Source organism: Pontibacter akesuensis (assembly GCF_001611675.1).
Lineage (GTDB): Bacteria > Bacteroidota > Bacteroidia > Cytophagales > Hymenobacteraceae > Pontibacter > Pontibacter akesuensis.
The window spans coordinates 1728330-1751170 of record NZ_CP014766.1 but is presented as its reverse complement, the minus strand read 5'-3'; the positions used below and the strand labels follow the sequence as shown (position 1 = coordinate 1751170).

The 22841-nt window shown below is 51.5% G+C and carries 23 protein-coding genes; 13 read left to right on the top strand and 10 right to left on the bottom strand.

All coding sequences use genetic code 11. The annotated features are described in order from the left end of the window. The first annotated feature begins 153 nt into the window (after positions 1-153). The 3 genes from A0W33_RS07420 (at position 154) to A0W33_RS07410 (ending at position 4979) form a co-directional block, all read left to right on the top strand. The gene (locus A0W33_RS07420; protein ID WP_068839992.1) at positions 154-1035 is read left to right on the top strand and encodes a phosphatase PAP2 family protein; all 882 of its coding nucleotides are present in this window, start codon (positions 154-156) and stop codon (positions 1033-1035) included. Positions 1036-1096: 61 nt separating this feature from the next. Beyond that, entirely contained in the window at positions 1097-3517 is a 2421-nt protein-coding gene (locus A0W33_RS07415; protein WP_068837565.1) for a DUF5686 and carboxypeptidase-like regulatory domain-containing protein, read from the top strand. 205 nt (positions 3518-3722) lie between these two features. Next, entirely contained in the window at positions 3723-4979 is a 1257-nt protein-coding gene (locus A0W33_RS07410; RefSeq protein WP_068837564.1) for a pyridoxal phosphate-dependent aminotransferase, read from the top strand. A 224-nt stretch (positions 4980-5203) separates the two neighbouring features. Here A0W33_RS07410 and A0W33_RS07405 read toward each other — a convergent pair whose 3' ends face one another. Further along, positions 5204-5662 carry an Lrp/AsnC ligand binding domain-containing protein gene (locus A0W33_RS07405; protein ID WP_068837563.1) on the bottom strand — a complete coding sequence of 153 codons (459 nt, stop codon included), beginning with the start codon at positions 5660-5662 and terminating at the stop codon, positions 5204-5206. Positions 5663-5825: 163 nt separating this feature from the next. Here A0W33_RS07405 and A0W33_RS07400 point away from each other — a divergent pair, with 163 nt between their 5' ends. Next, positions 5826-6779 (top strand): asparagine synthetase A, encoded by a 954-nt coding sequence (locus A0W33_RS07400; protein WP_068837562.1) that lies wholly within the window; start codon positions 5826-5828, stop codon positions 6777-6779. A 373-nt stretch (positions 6780-7152) separates the two neighbouring features. On the opposite strand, the gene A0W33_RS07395 is transcribed toward A0W33_RS07400, so the two are convergent. After that, complete coding sequence (locus tag A0W33_RS07395; protein ID WP_068837561.1) at positions 7153-7887, bottom strand: hypothetical protein; 735 nt, start codon at positions 7885-7887, stop codon at positions 7153-7155. A 585-nt stretch (positions 7888-8472) separates the two neighbouring features. After that, complete coding sequence (rocD, locus tag A0W33_RS07390; RefSeq protein ID WP_068837560.1) at positions 8473-9714, bottom strand: ornithine--oxo-acid transaminase; 1242 nt, start codon at positions 9712-9714, stop codon at positions 8473-8475. 328 nt (positions 9715-10042) lie between these two features. Here rocD and A0W33_RS21195 point away from each other — a divergent pair, with 328 nt between their 5' ends. The 7 genes from A0W33_RS21195 (at position 10043) to rimO (ending at position 14209) form a co-directional block, all read left to right on the top strand. After that, on the top strand, positions 10043-10213 hold the full coding sequence (locus tag A0W33_RS21195) for a DUF5522 domain-containing protein (protein ID WP_308428465.1): 171 nt from the start codon (positions 10043-10045) through the stop codon (positions 10211-10213). Between the two features lie 139 nt (positions 10214-10352). Beyond that, positions 10353-10592 carry a 50S ribosomal protein L28 gene (gene rpmB / locus A0W33_RS07385; RefSeq protein WP_068837559.1) on the top strand — a complete coding sequence of 80 codons (240 nt, stop codon included), beginning with the start codon at positions 10353-10355 and terminating at the stop codon, positions 10590-10592. Positions 10593-10910: 318 nt separating this feature from the next. Continuing rightward, positions 10911-11099: a 50S ribosomal protein L33 gene (gene rpmG / locus A0W33_RS07380; protein WP_068837558.1), complete on the top strand. Its 189-nt coding sequence runs from the start codon at positions 10911-10913 to the stop codon at positions 11097-11099. Positions 11100-11101: 2 nt separating this feature from the next. After that, positions 11102-11257 carry a DUF4295 domain-containing protein gene (locus tag A0W33_RS20645; protein ID WP_071890024.1) on the top strand — a complete coding sequence of 52 codons (156 nt, stop codon included), beginning with the start codon at positions 11102-11104 and terminating at the stop codon, positions 11255-11257. A 113-nt stretch (positions 11258-11370) separates the two neighbouring features. After that, on the top strand, positions 11371-12330 hold the full coding sequence (gene ftsY / locus A0W33_RS07375) for a signal recognition particle-docking protein FtsY (RefSeq protein WP_068837557.1): 960 nt from the start codon (positions 11371-11373) through the stop codon (positions 12328-12330). Positions 12331-12430: 100 nt separating this feature from the next. Then, complete coding sequence (locus tag A0W33_RS07370) at positions 12431-12892, top strand: carboxypeptidase-like regulatory domain-containing protein (RefSeq protein WP_229802105.1); 462 nt, start codon at positions 12431-12433, stop codon at positions 12890-12892. Positions 12893-12895: 3 nt separating this feature from the next. Continuing rightward, a complete protein-coding gene (gene rimO / locus A0W33_RS07365; RefSeq protein ID WP_068837555.1) occupies positions 12896-14209 on the top strand; it encodes a 30S ribosomal protein S12 methylthiotransferase RimO in 1314 nt (437 codons plus the stop codon). A 113-nt stretch (positions 14210-14322) separates the two neighbouring features. On the opposite strand, the gene A0W33_RS07360 is transcribed toward rimO, so the two are convergent. Together A0W33_RS07360 and A0W33_RS07355 are read right to left on the bottom strand one after the other, a co-directional pair. Then, on the bottom strand, positions 14323-14682 hold the full coding sequence (locus tag A0W33_RS07360; protein ID WP_068837554.1) for an endonuclease domain-containing protein: 360 nt from the start codon (positions 14680-14682) through the stop codon (positions 14323-14325). 79 nt (positions 14683-14761) lie between these two features. Next, complete coding sequence (locus tag A0W33_RS07355) at positions 14762-15142, bottom strand: PH domain-containing protein (protein WP_068837553.1); 381 nt, start codon at positions 15140-15142, stop codon at positions 14762-14764. Between the two features lie 195 nt (positions 15143-15337). On the opposite strand from A0W33_RS07355, the gene bshC reads away from it, so the two are divergent. Further along, positions 15338-16915 (top strand): bacillithiol biosynthesis cysteine-adding enzyme BshC, encoded by a 1578-nt coding sequence (gene bshC / locus A0W33_RS07350; RefSeq protein ID WP_082815155.1) that lies wholly within the window; start codon positions 15338-15340, stop codon positions 16913-16915. 5 nt (positions 16916-16920) lie between these two features. Next, a complete protein-coding gene (locus A0W33_RS07345) occupies positions 16921-17499 on the top strand; it encodes a 5-formyltetrahydrofolate cyclo-ligase (RefSeq protein WP_068837552.1) in 579 nt (192 codons plus the stop codon). On the opposite strand, the gene A0W33_RS07340 is transcribed toward A0W33_RS07345, so the two are convergent. From A0W33_RS07340 to A0W33_RS07320, 5 genes are all read right to left on the bottom strand, one after another. Continuing rightward, entirely contained in the window at positions 17496-18578 is a 1083-nt protein-coding gene (locus tag A0W33_RS07340; protein WP_082815154.1) for an endonuclease/exonuclease/phosphatase family protein, read from the bottom strand. The two genes, A0W33_RS07345 and A0W33_RS07340, sit on opposite strands and share 4 nt — an antisense overlap. Before the next feature lie 157 nt (positions 18579-18735). Further along, a complete protein-coding gene (locus A0W33_RS07335; RefSeq protein WP_068837551.1) occupies positions 18736-19698 on the bottom strand; it encodes a hypothetical protein in 963 nt (320 codons plus the stop codon). Between the two features lie 149 nt (positions 19699-19847). Then, the gene (locus tag A0W33_RS07330) at positions 19848-20846 is read right to left on the bottom strand and encodes an aldo/keto reductase (RefSeq protein WP_068837550.1); all 999 of its coding nucleotides are present in this window, start codon (positions 20844-20846) and stop codon (positions 19848-19850) included. Between the two features lie 160 nt (positions 20847-21006). Then, a complete protein-coding gene (locus tag A0W33_RS07325) occupies positions 21007-22089 on the bottom strand; it encodes a DUF748 domain-containing protein (protein WP_068837549.1) in 1083 nt (360 codons plus the stop codon). Positions 22090-22359: 270 nt separating this feature from the next. Continuing rightward, the gene (locus A0W33_RS07320) at positions 22360-22686 is read right to left on the bottom strand and encodes a hypothetical protein (protein WP_068837548.1); all 327 of its coding nucleotides are present in this window, start codon (positions 22684-22686) and stop codon (positions 22360-22362) included. Positions 22687-22841: the final 155 nt, after the last annotated feature.

Below are 22841 nucleotides of genomic sequence, written 5' to 3'. Positions count from 1 at the left end.
TTGACTCTAAAGCTGAAAAAGTATGGAAGTAACCATTCTACTGTTATCTCAGTATGATATTTTCGTTACTAAAGTGTTAACAAAATTTGGAGGAGACGGCACAAAATGAAGTTGATAAAGGTTAATTTGCGGCAAACAAAATCATTCCTGAACTTGAATATAAAGCAGAAGCTAGCCCTACACTTGCTGTGGCTGATCGTGCTGGCAAACCCTGTGCTGGCGCAAACACAGCAAACCATACTTACAGACACAGCCGCCGCCACGGAAGCACCTTTGGCCGCCAAGCGATTTAACCTGGCCCTGCAGGACACTTTAAAAAAAGCGGCTCCCGCTGATACGGTTTACCCGGGGCAGGAAAACCCCTTCACCGAGGCGCAGCGGCGCGAAGGCGAAACCAAGCGCTACCTGAAGCGGGCCGTATTACCGGCAGCCGTGCTGATCGGGGCAGGCGTTTACACCATCCAGGGCAACGGCCTTTTCAGCAGCTTTGATGCCCGTGATGCGCGAAACCGCAGTGCTCCTGAGTTTAGCACCAAGGTAGACGATTACCTGTTCTTTGCGCCAATCGTGTACCTATACAGCTTTAACGCCCTCTCCTCGCAGAACCGCCACGACATGGTGCGGCAAACCGGCCTGCTGCTGGCCTCCGGCGCGCTGACCTCCGCCCTGGTATGGCCCACGAAAAAATTCACGAACATCGACCGCCCTAACGGGGATAATCATGCTTTTCCTTCCGGCCACACGGCCTATGCCTTTACCATTGCCACCATCGTGGATAAAGAATTCCGGCACAAGAGCCGCTGGGTGAGCGTAGGCAGTTATACCATCGCGAGTGCCACCGGAATATTTCGGGTTCTGAATAACGAGCACTGGATGGCCGATGTGCTGGCCGGGGCTGGAGTTGGTATTTTATCGGTGAATACGGTGTACTGGTTGCACGACAAGTTCGCGAACAATAAAGGCATTAATACCACCCTTGCGCCAACGGTGCTGCCAAACGGAAGCCCGGGTATGGGGCTGGTGGTGCAGTTCTGATTTATACTTGCTAACAGGAGGAGGCGCTGCGGGAGTAGCGCCTTTTTTTTATCTTTACAGGATGCCGTACTTCCGCTTTCTGCTGTTTTTATACTTGTGCTTGATTTCCGGGACTTCGCTGGCGCAACTGCGGCAGGTGGAGGGCACGGTGCGCGATGCCGCCACCGGAGAGCGCCTGCCCTTCGTGAGCATCACGGTAAACGAGGGCGAGACTGGCACCACTACGAACCTGGAAGGCGAATACCGCCTGCGCCACGAGCAGCCCATCCGCAACCTGCGCTTCAGTTATGTGGGTTATCTGCCGCAGGTCGTTTATCCGGACTCTGTGGCAAGTATAAACGTGCAACTGCAACCTACCTCGGCACAGCTGCAGGAGGTGGTGGTGCTGGGTACAGGCGAGAACCCAGCGCACCGCATTATCCGGCTGGCCACGCAGCACCGGGAGCAAAACCGCCTGCAAAGCCTCAACAGCTATACCTACCGCACCTACAACAAATTTATACTTACCGCTACCGACGTGGCGGAACTGGAGCTGCGCGACACCCTGGCCCTCTCCAAGCGCGACTCAACGTACCTGAAGATGCGCAGCCTGCTGCAGAACCAGCACCTGTTCCTGCTCGAGAGCATCACGGATTATGCTTTTCTACAGCCCAATTTCACCAAAGAGACGATTCTCGCTACACGCGTTTCGGGGTTGCAGCAGCCGAGCTTTGGTGTGGTGGCTGCCGAGGCGCGTGATTTTTCGGTGTATGATGATTTGCCCGTATTCTTCGGCAAGCGTTACTTGAGCCCTTTGAGCCCGGGCAGCACCCGCAAGTATAAATTCGTGCTGCAGGAAACGCTGGAGCAGGGGCAGGATACAGTTTTTGTGATCTCCTTCAGGCCTGAGCAGGGCAAAAATTTTGAGGGACTGGAGGGGCTGCTATACATCAACAGCGCAGGCTGGGCAGTGCAGAACGTGATTGCTGCATCGGCGGGAGACGACGACAAGCGCAACATCAAGCTGCAGCAGCAATACGAGCGGGTGGGGCCGCAGCAGAAGTGGTTTCCAACCGAGCTGGATGTAGAATTGACCGTGCCGCAGATAAGCCTGAGCGGACATCAGCCCTACGCCCGCATGCGCACCTACATCACCAACATCAACCTGAGTCCTACCCTGAAGCGCTCCGAGTTTGGCGTGGTGGCCCTGAAGCAGGAGCCAAACGCGAACCGGCAGCCCGAAAGCTTTTTCCAGACCTACCGCCCCGATTCGTTAAGCGAGTTGGAGCAGCGCACCTACACGCGCCTCGACAGCGTGGGCCGCGCCCAAAAGCTGGACCGCACCATCCGGACCATGGAGTACCTGCTGAACAAGCAAATCCCCATCGGGCCATTAAGCCTGGACCTGAACCGCGTGCTAAAGTTCAGTGATTTTGAGGGACTGCGGCTGGGGCTGGGGGCGCACACGAATGAGCGCTTGTCGGAGCGGTTTAAAATTGGTGGCTACTGGGGCTATGGCTTTAAGGATGACGAAGCCAAGTATGGCGCGGATGCCTCGGTTATACTTTCGCAGCCGATGGCGCTGCAGCTAAAAGCGGTGTACTACGAGGATGTGCTGGAGACAGGCGGGCACCGGTTGGCCTTTGAGGAGGAGCGCGGCCTGCTGGGCAACCTGCGCCGTGCCGTGCTGCCTGAGATGGACTACACCACCCACAAAAGTGTTGCCCTGCGCGGCCGCGTGCAGCGCTACCTGCAGGCACAGGTGCAACTGCGTCAGGAGGAACGAAGGCCGACGCTGCTGGGACAGGAGAACACAGCTTTGCCGGAGTTTGACCTGACAGAGGCAGTGATCAGCTTTCGGTACGCGCCCGGCGAGAAATATATGCAGCAGTTTAACCGCCTTATGGCCATGCCGCAGCAGGAGCACCCGGTGCTGTGGCTGCAGTACACGCGCGGCATCGAGGGCTTTTTAGACGGCGATTACGGCTACAACAAGTATGAGACGCGCCTGCAGCAGCTGTTCCGGCACCGCACCTTCGGCGAAAGCAGTTTTATACTTGCAGCAGGCCTGGTGGCGGGCAATGCACCGCTCGTGACACGCTTTAACGGCTATGGCAGCTACAATCCGGAGTACAAAGTATACACCGGCGCAGGGTTTGAAACCATGCAGCCCTACGAATTCTTCTCCGACAGGTATGCCGCGCTATTCTTCTCGCAGAACTTCGGGAAACGCCTTTTCAACACCCGCTTCTTCGCCCCGGATTTGGTAGCGGTAACGAACATCGGAATCGGAAGTATGGATGAGTCGCTGCAGGAGCTTCCGGAAAACAGCTACACCAGTATGCGCAAAGGCTTTTTTGAGTCGGGGTTGCTGCTGAACAACATCATCAGCTCTCCTTTCAGTGGCATTGGGGTAGGCGCCTTTTACCGCTACGGCCCTTACGCCCTGGAGCGGGAAAAAGACAACCTGCGCATCAAACTAACCGCCACGCTGCTGTTCTAAGTATAAAGCATCAGGCAAAAAACTGAACTTCTGCGAGCGGCTGAAGGCGGATATAATTGTCATAACACTAGATGCCGTGGAGGTGACCTGAGCCTTAAAACAGCAGTTTCCATACTTGCCCGTCAAACAAATTCCGGCTAAGCGGCTAAATACCTGCGTGTAAATCTTTAATTTAGCAGGGACTAATCAAATTACGATTCCTGACATGACTGTTTCTAAAATGGCGCAGAACCTGATCGGCTCCGAAATAATTCGGGTGGCTGGCGAGGTGAATGCAATGATTGCCAAGGGAGAGCCTATCTGCAACCTCACCATCGGCGACTTCAACCCCAGTATTTACCCGATTCCGGAGGAGCTACGCAAGGGCATCACCAAAGCATACGAACAGGGGCACACCAATTACCCGCCTGCAAACGGTGTGGCGGTGCTGCGCAAGGCTATAGTGGCCTTTACTCAGGAGCACCTGGGGCTGGCTTACCCCGAGAACGACATCCTGGTGGCCGGCGGCTCCCGTCCGCTGATCTATGCTACCTACATGGCTTTGGTCGATCCGGGCGATAAGGTAGTGTACCCTACGCCATCGTGGAACAACAACCACTACTGCCATTTATCAGGTGCCACGCCGGTGGAGGTGAAAACGCGCCCTGAGAACAACTTCATGCCGACTGCCGCCGACGTGAAGCCACACCTGAAAGGCGCAACCATGCTGGCGCTGTGCTCTCCGCTGAACCCAACGGGCACCATGTTCTCTAAAAAGGACCTGGAGGAGATTTGCGAGGCGGTGCTAGAGGAGAACCGCAGCCGTGGCGAAGGCGAGAAGCCGCTCTACCTGCTCTACGACCAGATTTACTGGATGCTAACCTTCGGAACTGCCGAGCATTACGATCCGGTTAGCCTGCGTCCTGAAATACGTGACTATACCATCTACATCGACGGAACTTCCAAGTGCTTTGCTGCCACTGGGGTGCGCGTAGGCTACGCGTTTGGCCCAACGGTGGTGATGGACAAGATGAAATCTATACTTGGCCACGTGGGTGCCTGGGCACCTAAAGCCGAGCAAATGGCCACAGCCGAGTTTTTGCAGCAGCCGGAGGAGGTAAACAGCTTTATGAGCCAGTTTAAGCCAAAGGTGCAGGAAAGCCTGAACGTGCTTTACAATGGCTTTAAGGAATTGAAGTCAGAGGGGTTTGCGGTGGATGCGATTGAACCGATGGGGGCAATCTATTTGTCTGCTCAAATGAACTTGGCTGGTAAAACCACGGCAGAGGGCAAAGTGCTGGAGACAAGCCAGGACATCACGTTTTATGTGCTGCACGAGGCGAAGCTGGCGGTGGTGCCATTCTCGGCCTTCGGCTCCGGCAAAGACCTGAACTGGTTCAGACTGTCCGTAGGCGGTGCCTCACTGGATGATATCAAGGCATCGGTGGGCAGGCTGCGGGAGGCACTCCAGAAACTGAAATAGTTTAAAGGATTGGCCATCCTTCTGCTTTAAGGCATTACTCCCCTCCTTGGAGGGGTAGGTTGGCTAATTCTATACTTCCACAACTGTCATCTCGAACGCAGTGAGAGATCTTTACAGAATCCCAGATAGATTTCTCCTGTCGTCGAAATGACAGGGGGGAGAAGATGAATCAACCTATCACCATTTATCAACAAGAGGCGCTCTTACCGGCGCCTCTTCTGTTTTTAGTTTATCCTGATCTGGCGGTTTATGCTTTCCTCCAGCGATATCAGCGTTTCGGTGCGCTGCACGCCGGCTATGGACTGTAGCTTCTCGTTCAGTACTTCGCGCAGGTGGTTGGTGTCGCGGCAAATGATTTTGGCGAACATGCTGTAGGAGCCGGTGGTGTAATGCAATTCCACAATCTCGGGTATGTCGCGCATCTTCGCCACCGTTTCGTTGTACTCAGATCCCTTCTCCAGGAACACCCCTATAAAGGCGCAAATATCAAAGCCCACGGCCGAGGGGTTTACCAGCAGCTGCGCTCCTTTTACCACGCCCATCTCGCTGAGCTTCTTCATGCGCACATGTATGGTGCCACCTGATACGCCTAGTTCCTTGGCAATATCGGTGTAGGGGCGCATCACATCCAGCATCAGCAGGCTCAGAATCTGCTTGTCCAGATTATCAATTTCATAATTCATATGCTCCTATACTTGCTGTTATTAACAAAGTTTCAAAGATACTATATCTAAAATAAGAATATGATAAATATTAAAATTAACTATTGATAATTTATCAATAAAAGGAAACTTTCATTACGTTTGTAATGTATATATCATCTAAAGTTTGACAATTTAACAAAAAATGGAGCTAGAAACACTAACCGAACCAACGGTGCTGGAGGCGACTGTGAGCCATCTGAGCCGTGCCAGGCTGCCAAAAATACTAAAAGTGCAGCAGGGCATTGTGCGGGCCACCCATGATTTCATGTTTAAGAAAGGCCTTACCCAGCTGATGCCGCTCATGCTGTCGCCCATCACGGACCCGCTGAACCATGGCGTGGTGGATGCCTCCATCGGGTATGCCGAGCAGCGCTGGAGCCTTACCAAATCCATGATCTTCCATAAGCAACTGGCCCTGATGAACCCGGGGTTGGACAGCCTCTACATTGTGTCGCCGAACGTCCGCCTGGAATTTGGCGACCGTGCCGGAACCGGTCGGCACCTGTTCGAGTTCACCCAGGTTGACTTCGAGTTTAAGGGCAAAGACCGCTTCTTTGTTATGGAGTTTATGGAGGAGCTGGTGAATTTCGTGTTCCGCCGCCTGAACGAGGAGCTGCCTGAGCTGATCCTGGAGCTTCGGGGGGAGCTGCTGCCGCAGTATGAGAAGTGGGCTGTGTACCGCACCGAAAAGCTGGAGGCAGCGCTTGGCCCTGATCACGAGCACATCAAATCGAGAGAGGCAACGGAGCCTTTCTGGCTGCTGAACCACAAGCGGGAGTTTTACGACAAAGAAGACCCCAAAAAGCCGGGCACCTACTTGAACTACGATGTAATCTGGCCGGAGGGCTTCGGCGAGGGATTGTCGGGGGCAGAGCGGGAGCATGAGTACCACCAGATCCGCAGGCGCATGGCCGAGGTAGGCACCAGTGAGGAGACTTTCGCGCACTACCTGGAAATAGCCAAAGAGGGTGGAATTCCAAAAACAGCCGGTGCAGGCTTTGGCGTGGAGCGCATGACCCGCTTTATCTGCCGCCTAAAGGATGTGGACGAGGCAACAGTGTTCTCTCGCAAGCCCTTCACCAAAGCTTTGTTTTAAGTATGGCCAGCGATGAGCGAAAACGATGGATGACAATAGTGCTAATGCGGGCAGTTCTGCAAATGATTGTATGAGTAAGATGGTTAAGTTGAGTTAGAAGGCCTGCTACTGTTGCAGGCCTTCTTCTTTAACCTTAAAAGCTCCACCTGCTGCCCGGGATACACACCATGAAATAAAGTATGCACCATGAGGACCAGTTTAAGAAAGGTAAGAAAGCACTTTACCTACAGACCCATGAGCAAGTGGGCGCATAGCACCAAGGAGCTTCACCTGCAAAAGCTTTGCACGCATTTTCAGGTATTGTTTCAGTGGCGATGCCGCGTTGCCGATAGCATAAGCAGCAAATAGAATCGCTGTTGTAGTGCGCCGGGACCTATTCTATGGCAAGGGTGGTATTGGAGTCCTGCAGCTTCTCGTAGAGCAGTAGCGAGGCCATGGCGCTAGTAAGTACCATGCGCGTGTCTTCCGGCAAGTTAGTCTTCAGCCAAACTTTGCCGTTGTTGAGCACCTGCACTGCTCCCAGCACCTCTTCGCCAGCCTTAAACTCATACCCTGCCAGGTCGGGGAGCGGGAGTCCTTTGCCCTCAAACTTATACACCGGCGACACGGTGTAGCGGGTGCGGCCATTCGTCAGTTCCCCGTCAAAGCGCTTGCGGTCTGTGTAATGGCCGGGGTCGGCGGTAAGCAGGGTCCACTGGCCGCTCTCGGGCGAGGTGAAATGGCTGGTGTAGTACTCGAGGTTGGGCGAGAGACGGATGCTGATGCCGTTGTTGGAGGTCAGGTTTTTCTCGTGCAGCCTGCTGGCGCCAAACACATACCATTCCTGCCCCTGGCCGTTCTGCAGGCTGAACTCATACTGCTGCTGAGACTTAAGATTTTCGTAACCAAGTATGGCAAAGCCGCCGCTTCTCTTCCAGCCGCGGTGCACGTTGGCCACCGTAAAGTCGCCGATGGAGAAGTTGCCGTTTGGCTTAAAGGTTTTGCGTCCCTCCACCGGCAATTCCTGTGCCTGCGATTTGAAACCGGGCTCCACAGCCATCTGTGGAACAGTGCACCCCTGCAGCGCCAGCACTCCGGCCAGCACAGCAGCAGCTAATAGATTTTTCATAGTTGTAGAAGTATGGATGTATTTATTGCGCAATGGTAAAATTGCAAGTATAGCAATAGCATATATAATGCCAGCTGCTGCTGAAGCAGCTTAAAATCTGAGGAAGGTGAAGAGAAAGTGGGTAAGGGCCAAGCAATTTTAAAACGTCCTCGGTGAGAGGTACTGGAACATCCGTTCACTGGCGCAAGCGTCCGCTTGTGCCGACGTGCACAAATCAAGCAAATACGTGATTTCCGACAGACTATTATCATTTCTTACCATTGCCATCTGGAGTTCTGTTAAGACCTCTCCTATCGTCGTGATGACACTAGTGGGAGGCAATGAATGGCGAGAGACAACTGCGGGGAGAAGTATAGGAACTACACCCGCTCTCCCCTCAGCCTTAATCCTAATGCAAGTGGTATGAACAACTGGGGCAAGTATAATTTTGCTGCCGCAAGGCACAAGCGGACGCTTGCGCCAGAATGATGTGCGGTAAGTGCTACTGCTAACCAGCATAAAAGAGAAAAGGCAGAAGCTTCCGCCTCTGCCTTTCATATTATCATAAATCTAGTATCTAATGTCTAAAATCTAACGTCTTAAAAATTAAAAGTTCAAGATAACTTCCTCAATAATATCACAGCACTCGTGCAGCTGCTCTTCCGAGATCACGAGCGGAGGAGCAAAGCGGATGATGTCGCCGTGCGTTGGTTTGGCCAGCAGGCCTTTCTCCATCATGGCCACGCATACATCCCAGGCGGTTCTGCCATCGGCAGTTGGCTTGATCACGATGGCATTCAGCAGGCCGCGGCCGCGCACGAGTGTGATAAGCTCAGGGCGCTTGCTGATGAGGCGCTGCATGCGCTCGCGGAAAATCTCACCTAATTTGTGTGCATTCTCGGTCAGTTGCTCTTCTTTAATTACCTCCAGGGCCGCGATTGCTACCACGGCAGCCAATGGGTTTCCGCCAAACGTAGACCCGTGCTCGCCCGGCTGTATGCACAGCATGATGTCATCGTTGGCCAACACGCAGGAAACCGGCAGCACACCGCCCGAAAGCGCCTTGCCAAGTATAAGGATGTCCGCCTGCACATCGTCATACTTGCTGGCGAGTGTTTTGCCCGTACGGCCAATGCCGGTTTGTATTTCGTCGGCCATCAGCAGCACATCGTACTCCTTGCACAGTGCGTGTGCCTTTGCCAGGTAGCCTTCATCCGGAACCACTACGCCTGCCTCGCCTTGTATCGGCTCCACCATGAAACCGCAAACGTTCGGGTTTTCTTTCAGCGCCTGCTCCAGTGCGTTCACATCGTTGTAAGGAATTACCTTGTATCCGGGCATGTACGGGCCGAAGCCTTTGGTAGAGTCCGGATCGGTGGAGAAGGAGATGATGCCGGTGGTGCGGCCGTGGAAGTTGTGCTCCACCACAATGATCTCGGCCTTGTGCGGCGCGATACCCTTTTTCATGTAGCCCCACTTACGCGCCAGCTTTATAGCTGTTTCTACCGCCTCGGCGCCCGAGTTCATGAACAGTGATTTGTCGTAGTTAAAGTACTCGCAGATATACTTCTCGGCAGCACCCAGCTTATCGTTGTAAAAGGCGCGGGAGGTAAGCGTCAGCTGCTGCGCCTGCTCTACCAGTGCCTTAATGATCTTTGGGTGGCAGTGGCCTTGGTTTACCGCGCTGTATGCCGACAGGAAATCGAAGTAGTGCTTTCCCTCCACGTCCCAGAGGTGAACGCCCTCGCCGCGGTTGAGCACCACCGGCAGCGGGTGGTAATTGTGTGCTCCGTACTGATGCTCGATGTCGATGGCCTCCTGGCTGGTGTTGATGGTCTGAGTGCTCATAGTTTTCTTTTGAAATCGTGTGACAATAGCAGCTGTGCCGCCTTTTCTTTTTACCCTTTTAACTGCTTCGGGTTGTCAAATTTACGGAATTCGGGCCTACTTCAAAATTCGCAGGTAATGGAGCAGCCTGCTGGTAGCTGTTAGATGTGGCTGGCAGGCTTTAAACCCACTTTGCCTGCTGCCTGTGTACCCAAGTGGCTGCCGGTTTACAGATTTGTTTCTGCCCATACTTGCTTACACGCACTTATTCTTGCAGCCGAAAGTATAAATGCGCCTTGGGTGCAAGAGTAGAATTAGCGTTATTTGCAGGAAACCAGAAAGTATACCGTTGAGCCAGAAGTTAACAGAGGGAGAAGACTTTTACTTTAATGCGCAGGGCCTGATGGTACTCACGGCCAAGTACCTGCTCAAGCGGGGGTACTGCTGCAAAAACGCCTGCACGAACTGCCCCTACGGCTTCCGAAAAGAGCAGAAGGCGGCAGGAAAGCAGCCCGGCTAAGTATAAAGTTTGTCACCTGAAGGCTGTCTGGGCGCAGATGGTACACATTAAGCTGAAATTTTTAAGTACGGGTTTGATATTGTGCATCTTTATGCAGATATTTGCACCCCTATTGAAATAAACCAGAAAAGAATACAAGATGGCACGAGTTTGCGACTTAACAGGTAAGAGACCACGCGTAGGTAACAACGTATCGCACGCTAACAACAAGACGAAGCGTAGGTTCAATCCAAACCTTCAGAAGAAGCGTTTTTACATCCCGGAAGAGGATGCATGGATAACATTGAAAGTTTCTACGTCTGCACTTAGAACAATCAACAAGAACGGTATTTCTGCCGTGTTGAAGAAAGCAGTAGCGCAAGGGTACATCATGTACTAGAGGCCGTTTACCGGCTGTGCAGGCTTTGGTTGCTATTAGCATTAAAGTATAAAGCACCAGTCCGGGCAAAAGCCATCTGGTAAATTACATAAAATACCGGCAACGGAGAGAAGCTGTATTTGCTTTCGCTCCGTTGCTGTTTTTTTAACCTTTGCTGCGCTTTCTCCGGTATTACCGGTGCAGGTAGAACAGATAAAACGGCAGGTGTAAAATTTGTGAAGCTTTAAAGGCTGGTTTCACAATAAAAGTTTTACTTTGTTTGTAATTAGAGATTTAAGCTTTTATATTTGCAGTCCCAATTAAAAAATTACTGTCGAGATGGCTAAAAAAGCAAAAGGTAATAGAATCCAGGTTATTATGGAGTGCACAGAGCACAAAGCTTCTGGCCTACCTGGAACTTCAAGGTACATCACTACCAAAAACAGAAAGAACACACCTGAGCGCCTGGAGCTTAAGAAGTTCAACCCTGTGATGAGAAAAGTAACTGTACACAAAGAAATTAAATAACCATGGCTAAGAAGGTAGTTGCAACCCTAAAAACCGCTACAGGTAAAGACTGGGCAAAAGTGATTAAGGCCGTAAGATCTCCTAAGACTGGTGCTTACAGCTTTAGAGAAGAAATGGTGCCTGTTGATAAAGTACAGGAGTTCCTTGCTAGAAAATAAGACAGCCTACGCTGCATTATAAATAGATCAACATGAAGAAGTCCCACTGGTGGGACTTTTTTAGTATATTACCGTATCAACCCTGATAGCATTCACCCTACACATAAACCGGCATGGGAATTTTTGACTTTTTTGGTAAAGAGAAGAAAAAAGAATCGCTGGACAAAGGACTCGAGAAATCCAAGAGCAACTTTTTTGGCCAGCTGAGCAAAGCCGTAATGGGCAAGTCCACGGTAGACGTGGAGGTGCTCGATGAGTTGGAGGAGATCCTGGTACATGCCGATGTGGGGGTAGAGACGACAGTGAAGATCATCGACCGCATCGAGAAGCGCGTGGCCCGCGACAAGTACGTGAGTACCGACGAGCTGGATCGTATCCTGCGTGAGGAGATCGCGGCGCTGCTGGAAGAGAACAAAGCCGGCGACGGTGCCAACTTTGAGCTGCCTGCGGGCATCAAACCTTATGTGATTATGGTGGTGGGCGTGAACGGTGTGGGTAAAACCACGACCATCGGCAAACTCGCCTCCCAGTTTCAGAAAGCAGGAAAGCAGGTGGTACTCGGTGCCGCCGATACTTTCCGGGCTGCCGCGGTAGACCAGTTGATCATTTGGGGAGAGCGCGTGGGTGTGCCGGTGATATCGCATGGCATGAACACCGACCCGGCTTCTGTGGCTTATGATGCAGTGAAGAAAGGCGTGGAGATGAATGCCGATGTGGTGATTATCGACACAGCCGGTCGACTGCACAACAAGGTGGGCCTGATGAACGAGCTTTCGAAAATAAAGCGCGTGATGCAGAAGGTAACAGAAGACACGCCGCACGAGGTACTGCTGGTGCTGGATGGCAGCACAGGCCAGAATGCCCTGCTGCAGGCCCGCGAGTTTACCAAGGCAACCGATGTAACGGCACTGGCCATTACCAAACTGGATGGCACAGCCAAAGGCGGTGTGGTGATCGGTATTTCAGATGAGTTCAAGATTCCGGTGAAATATATCGGAGTTGGCGAGAAAATTGAGGACCTGCAACTGTTCGACAAGAACGCGTTTGTAGAGGCTTTCTTTTCACGTAAATAAAACCATCATGCCTAAGTTCCTGCTGTTACCGCTGGCGTTGCTGCTCTTAAACTGCAATGGCGCCAAAACTTCCCATCAACCCCCAATTCAAGAAGAACCGATGGAAAATTCCGGAGCAACACAGCAGGGGCAACTGCCCGCACAGGGACAGCAAAAGCAGGCACAGGAGCAGCAAGCCCCTATTGCACAAGGTATACGTGGTCGCGTGGTGATGGAGTCAGGTAACCAGATGCCCTCGCCCAACGCGCCCAAGAGTTCAGGTAAACGCGGTGCACAACGCACACTTTACATCTACGAGCTTACCAAAGGCACCCAGACCAATACGCTGGAGGGTGTTTTTCACACCAACATTCAAACTAATTTAGTGACTCAGGTTGTTACAGATGCTAATGGCAATTTTGCGGTTGGCCTGGCACCCGGCAAGTATAGCCTTTTCTCGAAAGAGGAGAAGGGCCTGTATGCCAACCTTTTCGACGGGGAGAACAATATTTTTCCGGTAGAGGTGCAGCAGGGGCAGGTGACAACTGTGGAGTTTCTGATCAATTACAATGCTAGCTATTAATTTGTGAAAGTAAGAACGCTTAAAAAAGATAAGGTAAACGTAATTACATTGGGTTGTTCCAAAAACCTGGTGGATTCCGAAGTGTTGATGGGGCAGCTGCGTGCCAATGAGATTGACGTGGCGCACGAGTCTGACAAAGACGATTCCAACATAGTGATCGTTAACACCTGCGGCTTTATCGACAACGCCAAGCAGGAGTCTATCGACACCATTCTACGCTACGCCGATGCCAAAGAAGCCGGCCAAATCGACAAGCTGTACGTAACAGGCTGCCTGTCGCAGCGCTACAAGGAATCGCTGGAAGTGGAGATTCCGCAGGTGGACGCCTATTTCGGAACACTGGAATTGCCTCAGCTGCTCAAGAAGCTGGAGGCCGATTACAAGCATGAACTGATCGGGGAGCGCCTGCTAACTACACCATCCCACTACGCTTATTTTAAAATAGCTGAAGGCTGCAACCGCCCCTGCTCTTTCTGCGCCATCCCGCTGATGCGGGGCAAGCACGTGGACCGTCCGATTGAGGACCTGGTGCGCGACGCTAAACGCCTGGCAAGTATGGGCACAAAGGAACTGGTGCTGATTGCCCAGGACCTGACCTACTATGGTTTACAGCACTACGGCGAACGCAAGCTGGCTGATTTGCTTCGCAATCTGTCTGATGTCAACGGCATCGAGTGGATCAGGATGCAGTATGCGTACCCATCGCAATTCCCGATGGAGGTGTTTGACGTGATGAACGAGCGCGACAACATCTGCAAGTACATGGACATGCCGCTGCAGCACATTTCGGACAACATGCTCAAGACCATGCGCCGCGGCATCAGCAAGCGCCGCACCATTGAGCTGGTTGACCAGATTCGCCAGCGCGTGCCGGACATTGCTCTTAGAACCACTCTAATCGCTGGTCACCCAGGCGAAACTGACAAAGACTTCCAGGAACTGTACGATTGGGTAGAAGAGACGAAATTCGACCGTCTCGGCATTTTTACCTACTCCCATGAAGACAACACGCACTCCTTCACGCTGGAGGATGACGTGCCGGAGGAGGTAAAGCAGGACCGTGCTGACGCCATTATGGAGCTGCAGCAGGGCATCTCTGTAGAGCTGAATGAGGAGAAAGTAGGCAAGACCTTCAAAGTGCTTTTCGACCGCAAAGAAAGCGGTTACTTCGTGGGCCGTACCCAGTACGATTCCCCGGAAGTAGACAACGAAGTGCTTGTGGCAGCAGATAACGCTTATGTGCGCCTTGGTGATTTCGCTAACGTAAAAATCACCGGTTCTTCTGACTTCGATTTGTATGGCGAGGTGGTAAGTTAGACCTCCTTTTCATTAGTAATACTTTAAGAGGCCCCGCAAGTATAGCTTGCGGGGCTTTTTGTTTTACCTCCCCCTGCCCCCTCCTAAAAACAGGAGGGGGTTATTTAGTTGTTTTAAGTTGCTGCAGTTATACGTTTTAAGACATGCTCTGGAGAATCAAATACGTCGCTGTTTCTGATGCGCATAATTTTATAACCTAAATGTTGCAGTGTTTCATACCTCGCTTTGTCATTGGCCATAGCTTCCTCTGTGTCGTGCACAGAACCATCCACTTCGATGACTAATTTCAAGGACGCGCAGTAGAAGTCCACGATATAGCCGCCTATACTATGTTGTCTTCTGAACTTAAGCCCATTCAGCTTATGCTTTCGTAGCAGCCTCCAAAGCTCTTCCTCCGCGGGTGTCAAATTATTACGCAAAATTGCCCGCTGCTCTTTTAGGGTCGGAATGCTATGCAACTGGTCTTTCCTCATATACAAATTATTATTTTTGTGCAGGTAACCAAGCAACTCCTCGAAAGAACCCCCTCCTGTTGTTAGGAGGGGGCAGGTCCTATTTCAGCACATGCCGGCTAAGCACCCGGTAGGCCTCATTGATATTGTCACCTTTCCTAAAGTCCTGTTTGATGGTGGGCGCTGTTTCTCCGGTCAGCCAGATCTTCAGCTCTGCATCCAGGTCGCCGATGCCGGCGCTTTCTTTGGAGAACATCTTGATGCTGCTGTAGGGGATGCTCTGGTAATCGGTTTTGGAGCCGGTGAGGCCCTGGCGGTTCACGAGGATGAGGCGCTTGTTAGTAAACACCAGCATGTCCCGTATCAGCCGGTAGGCCCGCTCAATCTGCTCGCCATCAATGAGGATGGGTTGAAACTCTTTTGTTATTTTCTCGATAGACACCTCGGAGGCGTTGCCCATCATTCCGCTTAATAATCCCATAGTCTGTATTTTAGAAGTATAGGTTTGTTTACGTGTGTCAGCGGAATGGTTTTAAGCTCATCCCAGGCGGCCTGCTTTCTGTCGTGTTGGCTGCAAAAGCGGAAATAATATCTTTACTTTGTGGGAAAGCGGCAATTGGCGGCAACACATTTCCCGCTAAACTGTTTAAAGAGCAAACCCGCGGCTACAAAGCAGATGGAAGTACAGACAATGAAAATAACAAAGATGGATTATGCCGCCACTGGCGCATTTTCTGATACCGTGCGCGACTATCTCTGTTGTAGCGAGCAGCTGCAACCGTTTTACAACCACTTCCCAACCCTCGAGGCTTTCGAGGCCCAGCTAAAGGAGAAAAGCTTTAGTGAAGCACAGCGGCAAACGCTGCACCAGGCACTGCAGGAGCAATATACTTCCCTCTCCGATATCCACCCAAAGGTGCAGCAGAACATCGACCTGCTGCTGCAGCCCAATACCTTCACCATCACCACCGGCCACCAGCTTAACATCTTTACCGGTCCGCTATACTTCGTTTACAAAATCGTTACAGCCATCAACACCTGCAAACAACTGCAGGAGCGCTACCCGGACTACAACTTCGTGCCGGTGTACTGGATGGCCACCGAAGACCACGACTTTGCCGAGATCAACCACTTTAACCTGTTCGGGAAGAAGTATACTTGGGAGACGGACCAGACCGGAGCTGTTGGCAGATTCTCGCTGGAAGACATGGAGCCACTGCTGGCAGAACTGCCGGAGGCATACCCAATTTTTGAGGAGGCCTACCGCAACAGCAGGAACCTGGCTGATGCCACGCGCGCTATTACACATGCGCTGTTTGGCGAGTACGGCCTGGTAAGTATTGACGGTGACCATGCCGAACTGAAAAAGGCGCTGCTACCGGTGGTAGAGAAGGAGCTGACAGAACAGCTGTCGAACAAATTGGTGGAGGAGGCGAGTGCGCAACTGGAAGAAGCAGGCTATAAACCGCAAGTATACTCGCGCGAGATAAACCTGTTTTACCTGACCGATACACTGCGTGAGCGCCTTGTGCAGGAAGACGACACCTATAAAGTACTTAACACCGACACCAGCTTTACGCTGGAGGAGATCCGGCAGGAAGCACAGGCGCACCCGGAGCGCTTCAGCCCGAATGTGATTCTGCGGCCGCTGTACGAAGAGCTTATACTTCCAAACCTGGCTTACATTGGCGGTGGCGCAGAGGTAGCCTACTGGTTTCAGCTTAAAGCGCTGTTTGCCGCCTATAATGTGGCTTTCCCGGTGCTGATGCTGCGCAACTCTGCCCTCTACATAAGCCGCAGCAATGCCAACCGCATGCACAAATTAGGGCTGGAGCCGCAGGAGCTGTTCCAGGAGTACCAGGAGCTGAAAAAGCAGCTATCTGCCCAGATTCACGAAGAGGATATTGACCTGACCGCACAGCGCAAAGCCGTGGCCGCCGCTTTTGCCGAAGTGGAGAAGCTGGCGAAGGAGATTGACCCCACGCTGGTAAAGGCCGTGGGAGCCGAGGAGCAGAAAGCGCATAACGCCCTGCAGATGCTGGAGAAGAAGATCTCCAAGGCACGCGACAACAAGCACGAGCAGACCTTTAAGCAACTCGAGAACCTGAAGGATAAGCTGTTCCCGGGCGGCAGCCTGCAGGAGCGCAAAGATAACCTGCTCTCTTACACCACAAACAACCCCGACTTCATACCTGCCCTGGTAGAGGCTTTTGATCCGCTGGAATTTAAGTTTACGATATTGGAGGAGGAGTAAAGCACATGCTGAAGGAAGACCTGCGCAGGAGTATGCTGCTAAAGCGGCGGGCAATGCCCGCTGACGAGGTGCAGCGCTGCAGTGTAAGCATTGCCGGGCAGTTCTTCCGGCACTTTGAGTTGCAGGCGGGACAAACGGTACACGTGTTCCTGCCCATCATCAAAAATAACGAAGTAAACACCTGGCTTATAATTGAGCGGCTGTGGCTGGAGCAACCCCAGGTGCGCATTGTGGTGCCGGTAACCGATGTGGAGCAGAACCTGCTCACGCACCACCACCTCACCAACGAGGCCATACTTGTAGAAAACAACTGGGGCATTCCGGAGCCGCAGGATGCCCAAATCATACATGCGCAGGAGGTGGACATCGTACTGATTCCGTTGCTGGCCTTCGACAGAACCGGCCACCGCGTGGGCTATGGCAAAGGCTTCTACGATCGTTTCCTGGCCGATTGCCGCCCGGATGTGCTGAAGGTGGGCTTATCGTTAGAGCAGCCAGTGGAGCGCATTTCTGACCTGAACAAGTATGATGTGCCGCTGGATGCGGTGGTGATGCCGGATTGGGTTTGGGAAGCCAAAAGCTAGTTCTTCTTTGCCTCTTCTACCCCTTCCTGTATTGTTTCGATGGCCTCTTCATGCGTGTCCTCGTCCGCTTCCGGCTCTTCCTGCTCGTACTCGTTTTCAGGCGCAAAGCTTAGCTTGATGTAGATGGGAAAATGGTCGGAGTTGATGTACGGCAGCCGCTCTATTTGCACCAGCTTAAAATGATCAGAGTGGAAGACGTGGTCGAGGGGCCAGCGCAGCATCGGGTAATTTGCGTTAAAGGTGCTGAAAAGCCCTCTGCCCACGCGTGGGTCCAGCAGGCCGCTTACTTCCTGGAAAAGCGCCGTAGTGCGCGACCACGCCACATCATTAAAATCGCCGGCCACCACCACGGGGTACTTTGAGTCCGAAATATCACTGGCCACCAGCACAATCTCAGCATCACGTTTCTTTGAGTTCGGGTCCTCCATCGGGACGGGAGGCTTCGGGTGCACGGCATGCAGTTCAACCCAAACGCCGTTCCGGAGTTTTACATATGTTTTGATAGAGGGGATGTCCTTCTCCAGCAGGTAGCGAATTCTTTTCTGTCGCAATGGCAGCTGGCTGTACAGGTGCATACCATATGTATTAGCCAGCGGGATCTCGATGCGGTAGGGATACTTGGCCGTAGTGGTTGCAAGGGCTTCCTGCCACACCGAGTCAGACTCCAGCAGCAGTAGCATATCCGGGTTCAGGTTCTGGATAAGGGAGATCAGCGCGTAGTGATTTTTATTTGGCATGAGCACGTTCGATACCAAAATACTCAGCTCATTTTGCGGTGTGCTGTCCTCTTCTGCCTGCTTTACCTGCACAGGAGCAAGTGCCGTATACGGGAAAATATTGATGGCTTGGTAAACAACGGCAAGCCCCAGCCCTGCGAGAAGAGCCTTGTCGCGCTTGCGGTGCCGCGTGCCGAGCCACAGGAACAGCACCAGGCTAAGCAGCGCCATGGCAAGGAGCTGCATGCGTGGGAAATCGAAAACCCTTACGTACCACTCCTCGAACGTAAGCAGCGGTAAAGCCGAGGCAAGTATGGTGAAAGTACCTACGGCTTGAATTAAAATAATCGCTGCTTTCTTCATGTATGCGGCTGGGTGCGTTTGTGCAGCAGGTTTAAGTATAACTAGGTGAAGGTACTGATTTACAACGTAGCAGTACGGGTTTTTTTAAGGGGGAGGTTCGGTGCTGGGATGTGCTGCAACAGGTTAGACGTGAAGCGAAGGGTTGTAACTTAACAACCTAAAAGAGCTTGAGCTGCCTGTTGTCTGGTTCAGTCGATACCACTTCTAAGAACCTTATTCTAGGCCTTTTTTCTATCAATTCGCCAGTCTTTTTGTCTAATCGATCTACGTATCCTTTTACTATTGCATTAGTAAAAAGAGCACCCTTGAAACTTTTGATGTTGCCTTCGCTGGGATAGCATGTTAGTACATGGTCCTGATAAAGAAATCCTAAAGTGTTAGAGTTTTCATTCCCTCTAGACACATGGCCCGAAAGTTCTACATAACTGTTATGTACTAACTCTGGAAAAAGAATTTCACTCTCATCCTCGTTAGGAATAAAAATAAACTTCTTGCCCAATTTTACTCTAACAAAGTTAGAATCATCCTTGTCTTTATAACCAATGACTAGTTCACGTTCATCTTCTATAACTCTAGCTAATTTTGAAAATAAGTCATTAGGGCATGCTGCAAAAAGTTTTAAATATTGAGCAGGGACAGCTAAAGTTTCTCCCTCATTATTCTCTACGGCGACTTTGCCGTCACCTGTAAATTCAAAATGATCAAGTTTTTTATTTGCCAGAGAACCTAGATGTTTTGCAAGTTTGATTACCCAAGTCATGGCCTTGAATGCACTCTTAAAAATATCTTTAAAACCTAGCTCCTTGAAGTCATTCTTTGCAATTTCCTCTAATGCGGTACCGAAATATTTTGTTGCTCCCCAAGTAACAGCAGTTTTTAATAGTAGCGCATCAAAGTTCTCTAAGAATATAGTTTCCCAGCTCCCTTTCCGTACACGAACTGGTATTTCAAAATCAACCAATTGCAAAGAAGGGTCCTCGTGAGAAATAAAGAAACGCAGTGCCTCATCAATTCCTAAGAGTGCCTCACCAGCTTTCCTGGCATCTAAGAATCCATCTCTTACTAATTCTCCTTCATACTTGATATAAGCAAAAGCTTCAGTTGCTTCGTATTCTTCCATGACGACAATTAGGTAATGTCTAGCTGTAATGTAATATAGGCAAAATAATATTTATTTGATAAAGAGCTATAGGTTCTTAATTAGCTAAAACAAAAAAGGCAGCCACTTAAAACAGCAGCTGCCTTTCCTCCAAGTGTGAATAAGGCTTGTTAAGGTTTCACTAGCTCCAGTTTGTTCAGTTCTTCGGTGATAAAGCTGATCTCGTCCGGGCTTAATTTTACGTGCAGGGCCTTGGCGTTTTGTGTGGCCTGTTGGGCGTTGCGGGCACCAACCAGGGCGATGGTGATGCCCGGTTGCTCCACGGTCCATCGGATGACCAGCTGCGCCAGCGTAGCATTTTTGTCCTCGGCCAGAGGCTTTATTTTCTGCAGGAATGCATCGGTGCGCTCCAGGTTCTCATCCTGAAAGAAGTATAAATTGGCGCGGTGATCGCCTTCGCTGAAAGTATAGCCGGGTTTCATTTTACCTGTTAGCAGGCCACGCTCCAGGGAGCTGTAGGCAAGTATGGCCTTGTTGTGCTCCAGGCAGTAAGGCACCACGTCCTCCTCAATGCCGCGCTTCACCATACTGTAGGGCACCTGGTTCGATACCAACTGCACATACTTCTCCGCCTCCCGCATCTGCTCCACACTGTAGTTGCAGACACCGGCCTGGCGCACTTTGCCTTCCTTTATCAGCTGCGCCACCGTTTCCATTGTCTCCTCAATGGGTGTAGTCACGTCAGGCCAATGGATCTGGTACAGGTCGATATAGTCGGTGCCGAGGCGGCGCAGGCTGTCTTCGCACTCCTTGATGATGCTTTCGCGGCCGGCATACTTGTGCACATCTATCTCGCGGCCATTGTTGTCCTGGCTTTTCATGGCGAGCGCGCCTTTGTTCAGGTCCCAGCGCATGCCATACTTGGTTAGTATCTGTACTTTGTCGCGGGGCAAGCCCTTGATGGCCTCGCCCACTATTTCTTCGCTGGTGCCCTGGCCGTAAATGGGGGCCGTGTCGATGGAGGTAACGCCCAAATCATAAGAGGCCCGGATGGCTTCCACTGAATCCTTCCGCTCGGTGCCGCCCCACATCCAGCCACCTGCTGCCCATGCCCCAAATGTTACCACAGATAACTCTAAATCTGATGCGCCAATCTTTCTATATTCCATGTTTGTTTTCCTGTGCTACGTATAGCGGTGCAAACTAATTTCACAACAAGCTTAGAAGCATGTTGAGTTAGGTAGAAACGGCGGGAGGCATGATAGGTTTAAGAGCAGCCGGGAATTCTTAAGCTGAGGCACGGGCAGGAAAACGAGCATAAGTATCGTGCTAGTCTTTCTTTTCCTGCTTCTTATTTCCGCGGCTGGCCTCATTTTCCAGGCTTTTGTTGAAGGCGTCGACGAAGGCATGGCGCAATACGTTCACAAACGTGCGCCAGTTGTCGGTATCGGGGTTGTTGATGTTGCCTGAGATGGGCACCTGCGTCGCAATCTGGTCTTTTTCCTGGTTTTCTACGGCCTCCGCGAAAAGCCCGATCACCGCCTCTTTGGCAGCATGCAGGAACCCGTCTTCTTTCTTGTCCTTCTTCCAGCTCAGAACCTTTATGTTCTCCAGGAAAGGCTTCATGTAGCCGTTCAACTGCCCATCGGTCAGCCTCACTTTGCTGTACATGTCCAGCTTGCCCTGTTCCACATCAAAACCGGCGTTGGCCTTTATAAAACTGTTGAGGCTGGTCACGTCCACCTGCGTTAGCTGCATGTTCACGTCCAGGTCGGGCATCTCCTTCAGCAAGTTCGCACGCATGTCGCTCTTCAGAGTGCCGCCCCCAACGGATTTCCCGGTAACATGGATAGTAGAGGGCAGCGCAGTAGTTTCGTTTTCCACGTTTGCCAGGTTTAGCGCCACCAGCTGCATGTTGTCGATGTGCAGCTTTACGTCGGGGCTGGCGCTGAAGTCGAGGTAAGCGAGCCTGCCGTTGTGGATCACATAGCGGTTGATGGTAATGGGCATCAGGTCTGTCACCACCTGCGTCCAGTCCTCCTGTGTGGGTTCCCTGGCGGCACTCTGCGCGGCCGGCGTCTCCACAATGTTCATAACAGGGCGCTCCATAATCACCTCCCCCACTATCTCGCCTTTAAAGAGGGATTTCCACTCCAGTGAGAGGTCTGTCTGTGCGATGTGCAGGAAGGGGTATTTTGGGTTGCCTTTTTCCTCTACCAGCACCAGGCCCTTTATGGTATAGGCGCCGCGGTACAGGTGCAGGTCAATATCATTTACATGGCCGGTATAGCCGGGCAGTTCGTCCAGCACTTTATTCACGTAATCCTTCACGAGGTAAGGCAGCGCAATGCGGAAGATAACCAGCACCACCACCACAGCAAGAATGATTTTATAGGGCTTCTTAAAGTACATTCCAAGCGCATTTAAATTGTGAAAGCTACATGTGCCTCCTGTGCGGGCGAACCACATCACTTACTTGCAAGCGGCTGCCTAACTGCCGAAAATTCAGGGGTTGATAGCAGATGAGGGCGTATTGAAAACGAAAATTGCACCTACAGAGTTGAGCAAATCAGCTGCGGAATTTATAAGTGTAAAATGCCCGTAAGCAGCGAAAGAAATTAAAACAAAGAAGCCTTCCCGGCTGTACCGGAAAGGCTTCTTGCATGTTGGCAGCGGGCTTTGTTAGCCTTTGTACACTACGTTGAATTTCTTTAGCTCCTCCACCGGACCGAAGTTCTGCTTCTCAATCGTTTTGCCGCGGCGCTTCAGGTGCACTTCCACCGGGGCCATGGTTTTGGTCAGGTCAGAGTTAATCACCTTCACATAGAAGTTTCTGGCTTCCAGAGAGGCACCTTTGTCAAAAGCATGCTTCTGGTGGTTGCCGTTTACCGGAAGGCCCGGAATTACCTGATAGGTAGTGCAAACCACTTCATACTTGGGCAGGAAAGGCTTGATGATGTTCTGCCGAATCATTTCCTGTAATTTAACTTTCTTAAGTAAGCTTATCATATAACTTATATTTTAGGGGCGCGTTTTGTCCACTGCAATGTAAGTTATTATTTATGATTTCAAAACACTGGTTGGTGTATAAGTGCAAAATAAATAAGCATTAAACAGCTTAAAGTATAAGGAGGCTTTACAAGAGACAAATTCAGGATAAGCTA

Coding starts and splice junctions, on each gene's coding strand:
- A0W33_RS20645 (WP_071890024.1), top strand. CDS start 11,102: ATGGCTAAGAAGGTAGTTGCAACCCTAAAAACCGCTACAGGTAAAGAC.
- A0W33_RS07335 (WP_068837551.1), bottom strand. CDS start 19,698: ATGGAAGAATACGAAGCAACTGAAGCTTTTGCTTATATCAAGTATGAA.
- A0W33_RS07340 (WP_082815154.1), bottom strand. CDS start 18,578: ATGAAGAAAGCAGCGATTATTTTAATTCAAGCCGTAGGTACTTTCACC.
- bshC (WP_082815155.1), top strand. CDS start 15,338: ATGGAAGTACAGACAATGAAAATAACAAAGATGGATTATGCCGCCACT.
- rpmG (WP_068837558.1), top strand. CDS start 10,911: ATGGCTAAAAAAGCAAAAGGTAATAGAATCCAGGTTATTATGGAGTGC.
- rpmB (WP_068837559.1), top strand. CDS start 10,353: ATGGCACGAGTTTGCGACTTAACAGGTAAGAGACCACGCGTAGGTAAC.
- A0W33_RS07405 (WP_068837563.1), bottom strand. CDS start 5,662: ATGAATTATGAAATTGATAATCTGGACAAGCAGATTCTGAGCCTGCTG.
- A0W33_RS07325 (WP_068837549.1), bottom strand. CDS start 22,089: ATGTACTTTAAGAAGCCCTATAAAATCATTCTTGCTGTGGTGGTGGTG.
- rocD (WP_068837560.1), bottom strand. CDS start 9,714: ATGAGCACTCAGACCATCAACACCAGCCAGGAGGCCATCGACATCGAG.
- ftsY (WP_068837557.1), top strand. CDS start 11,371: ATGGGAATTTTTGACTTTTTTGGTAAAGAGAAGAAAAAAGAATCGCTG.
- A0W33_RS07370 (WP_229802105.1), top strand. CDS start 12,431: ATGGAAAATTCCGGAGCAACACAGCAGGGGCAACTGCCCGCACAGGGA.
- A0W33_RS07345 (WP_068837552.1), top strand. CDS start 16,921: ATGCTGAAGGAAGACCTGCGCAGGAGTATGCTGCTAAAGCGGCGGGCA.
- A0W33_RS07355 (WP_068837553.1), bottom strand. CDS start 15,142: ATGGGATTATTAAGCGGAATGATGGGCAACGCCTCCGAGGTGTCTATC.
- A0W33_RS07330 (WP_068837550.1), bottom strand. CDS start 20,846: ATGGAATATAGAAAGATTGGCGCATCAGATTTAGAGTTATCTGTGGTA.
- A0W33_RS07360 (WP_068837554.1), bottom strand. CDS start 14,682: ATGAGGAAAGACCAGTTGCATAGCATTCCGACCCTAAAAGAGCAGCGG.
- A0W33_RS07415 (WP_068837565.1), top strand. CDS start 1,097: ATGCCGTACTTCCGCTTTCTGCTGTTTTTATACTTGTGCTTGATTTCC.
- A0W33_RS07410 (WP_068837564.1), top strand. CDS start 3,723: ATGACTGTTTCTAAAATGGCGCAGAACCTGATCGGCTCCGAAATAATT.
- A0W33_RS07395 (WP_068837561.1), bottom strand. CDS start 7,887: ATGAAAAATCTATTAGCTGCTGCTGTGCTGGCCGGAGTGCTGGCGCTG.
- A0W33_RS07400 (WP_068837562.1), top strand. CDS start 5,826: ATGGAGCTAGAAACACTAACCGAACCAACGGTGCTGGAGGCGACTGTG.
- A0W33_RS07320 (WP_068837548.1), bottom strand. CDS start 22,686: ATGATAAGCTTACTTAAGAAAGTTAAATTACAGGAAATGATTCGGCAG.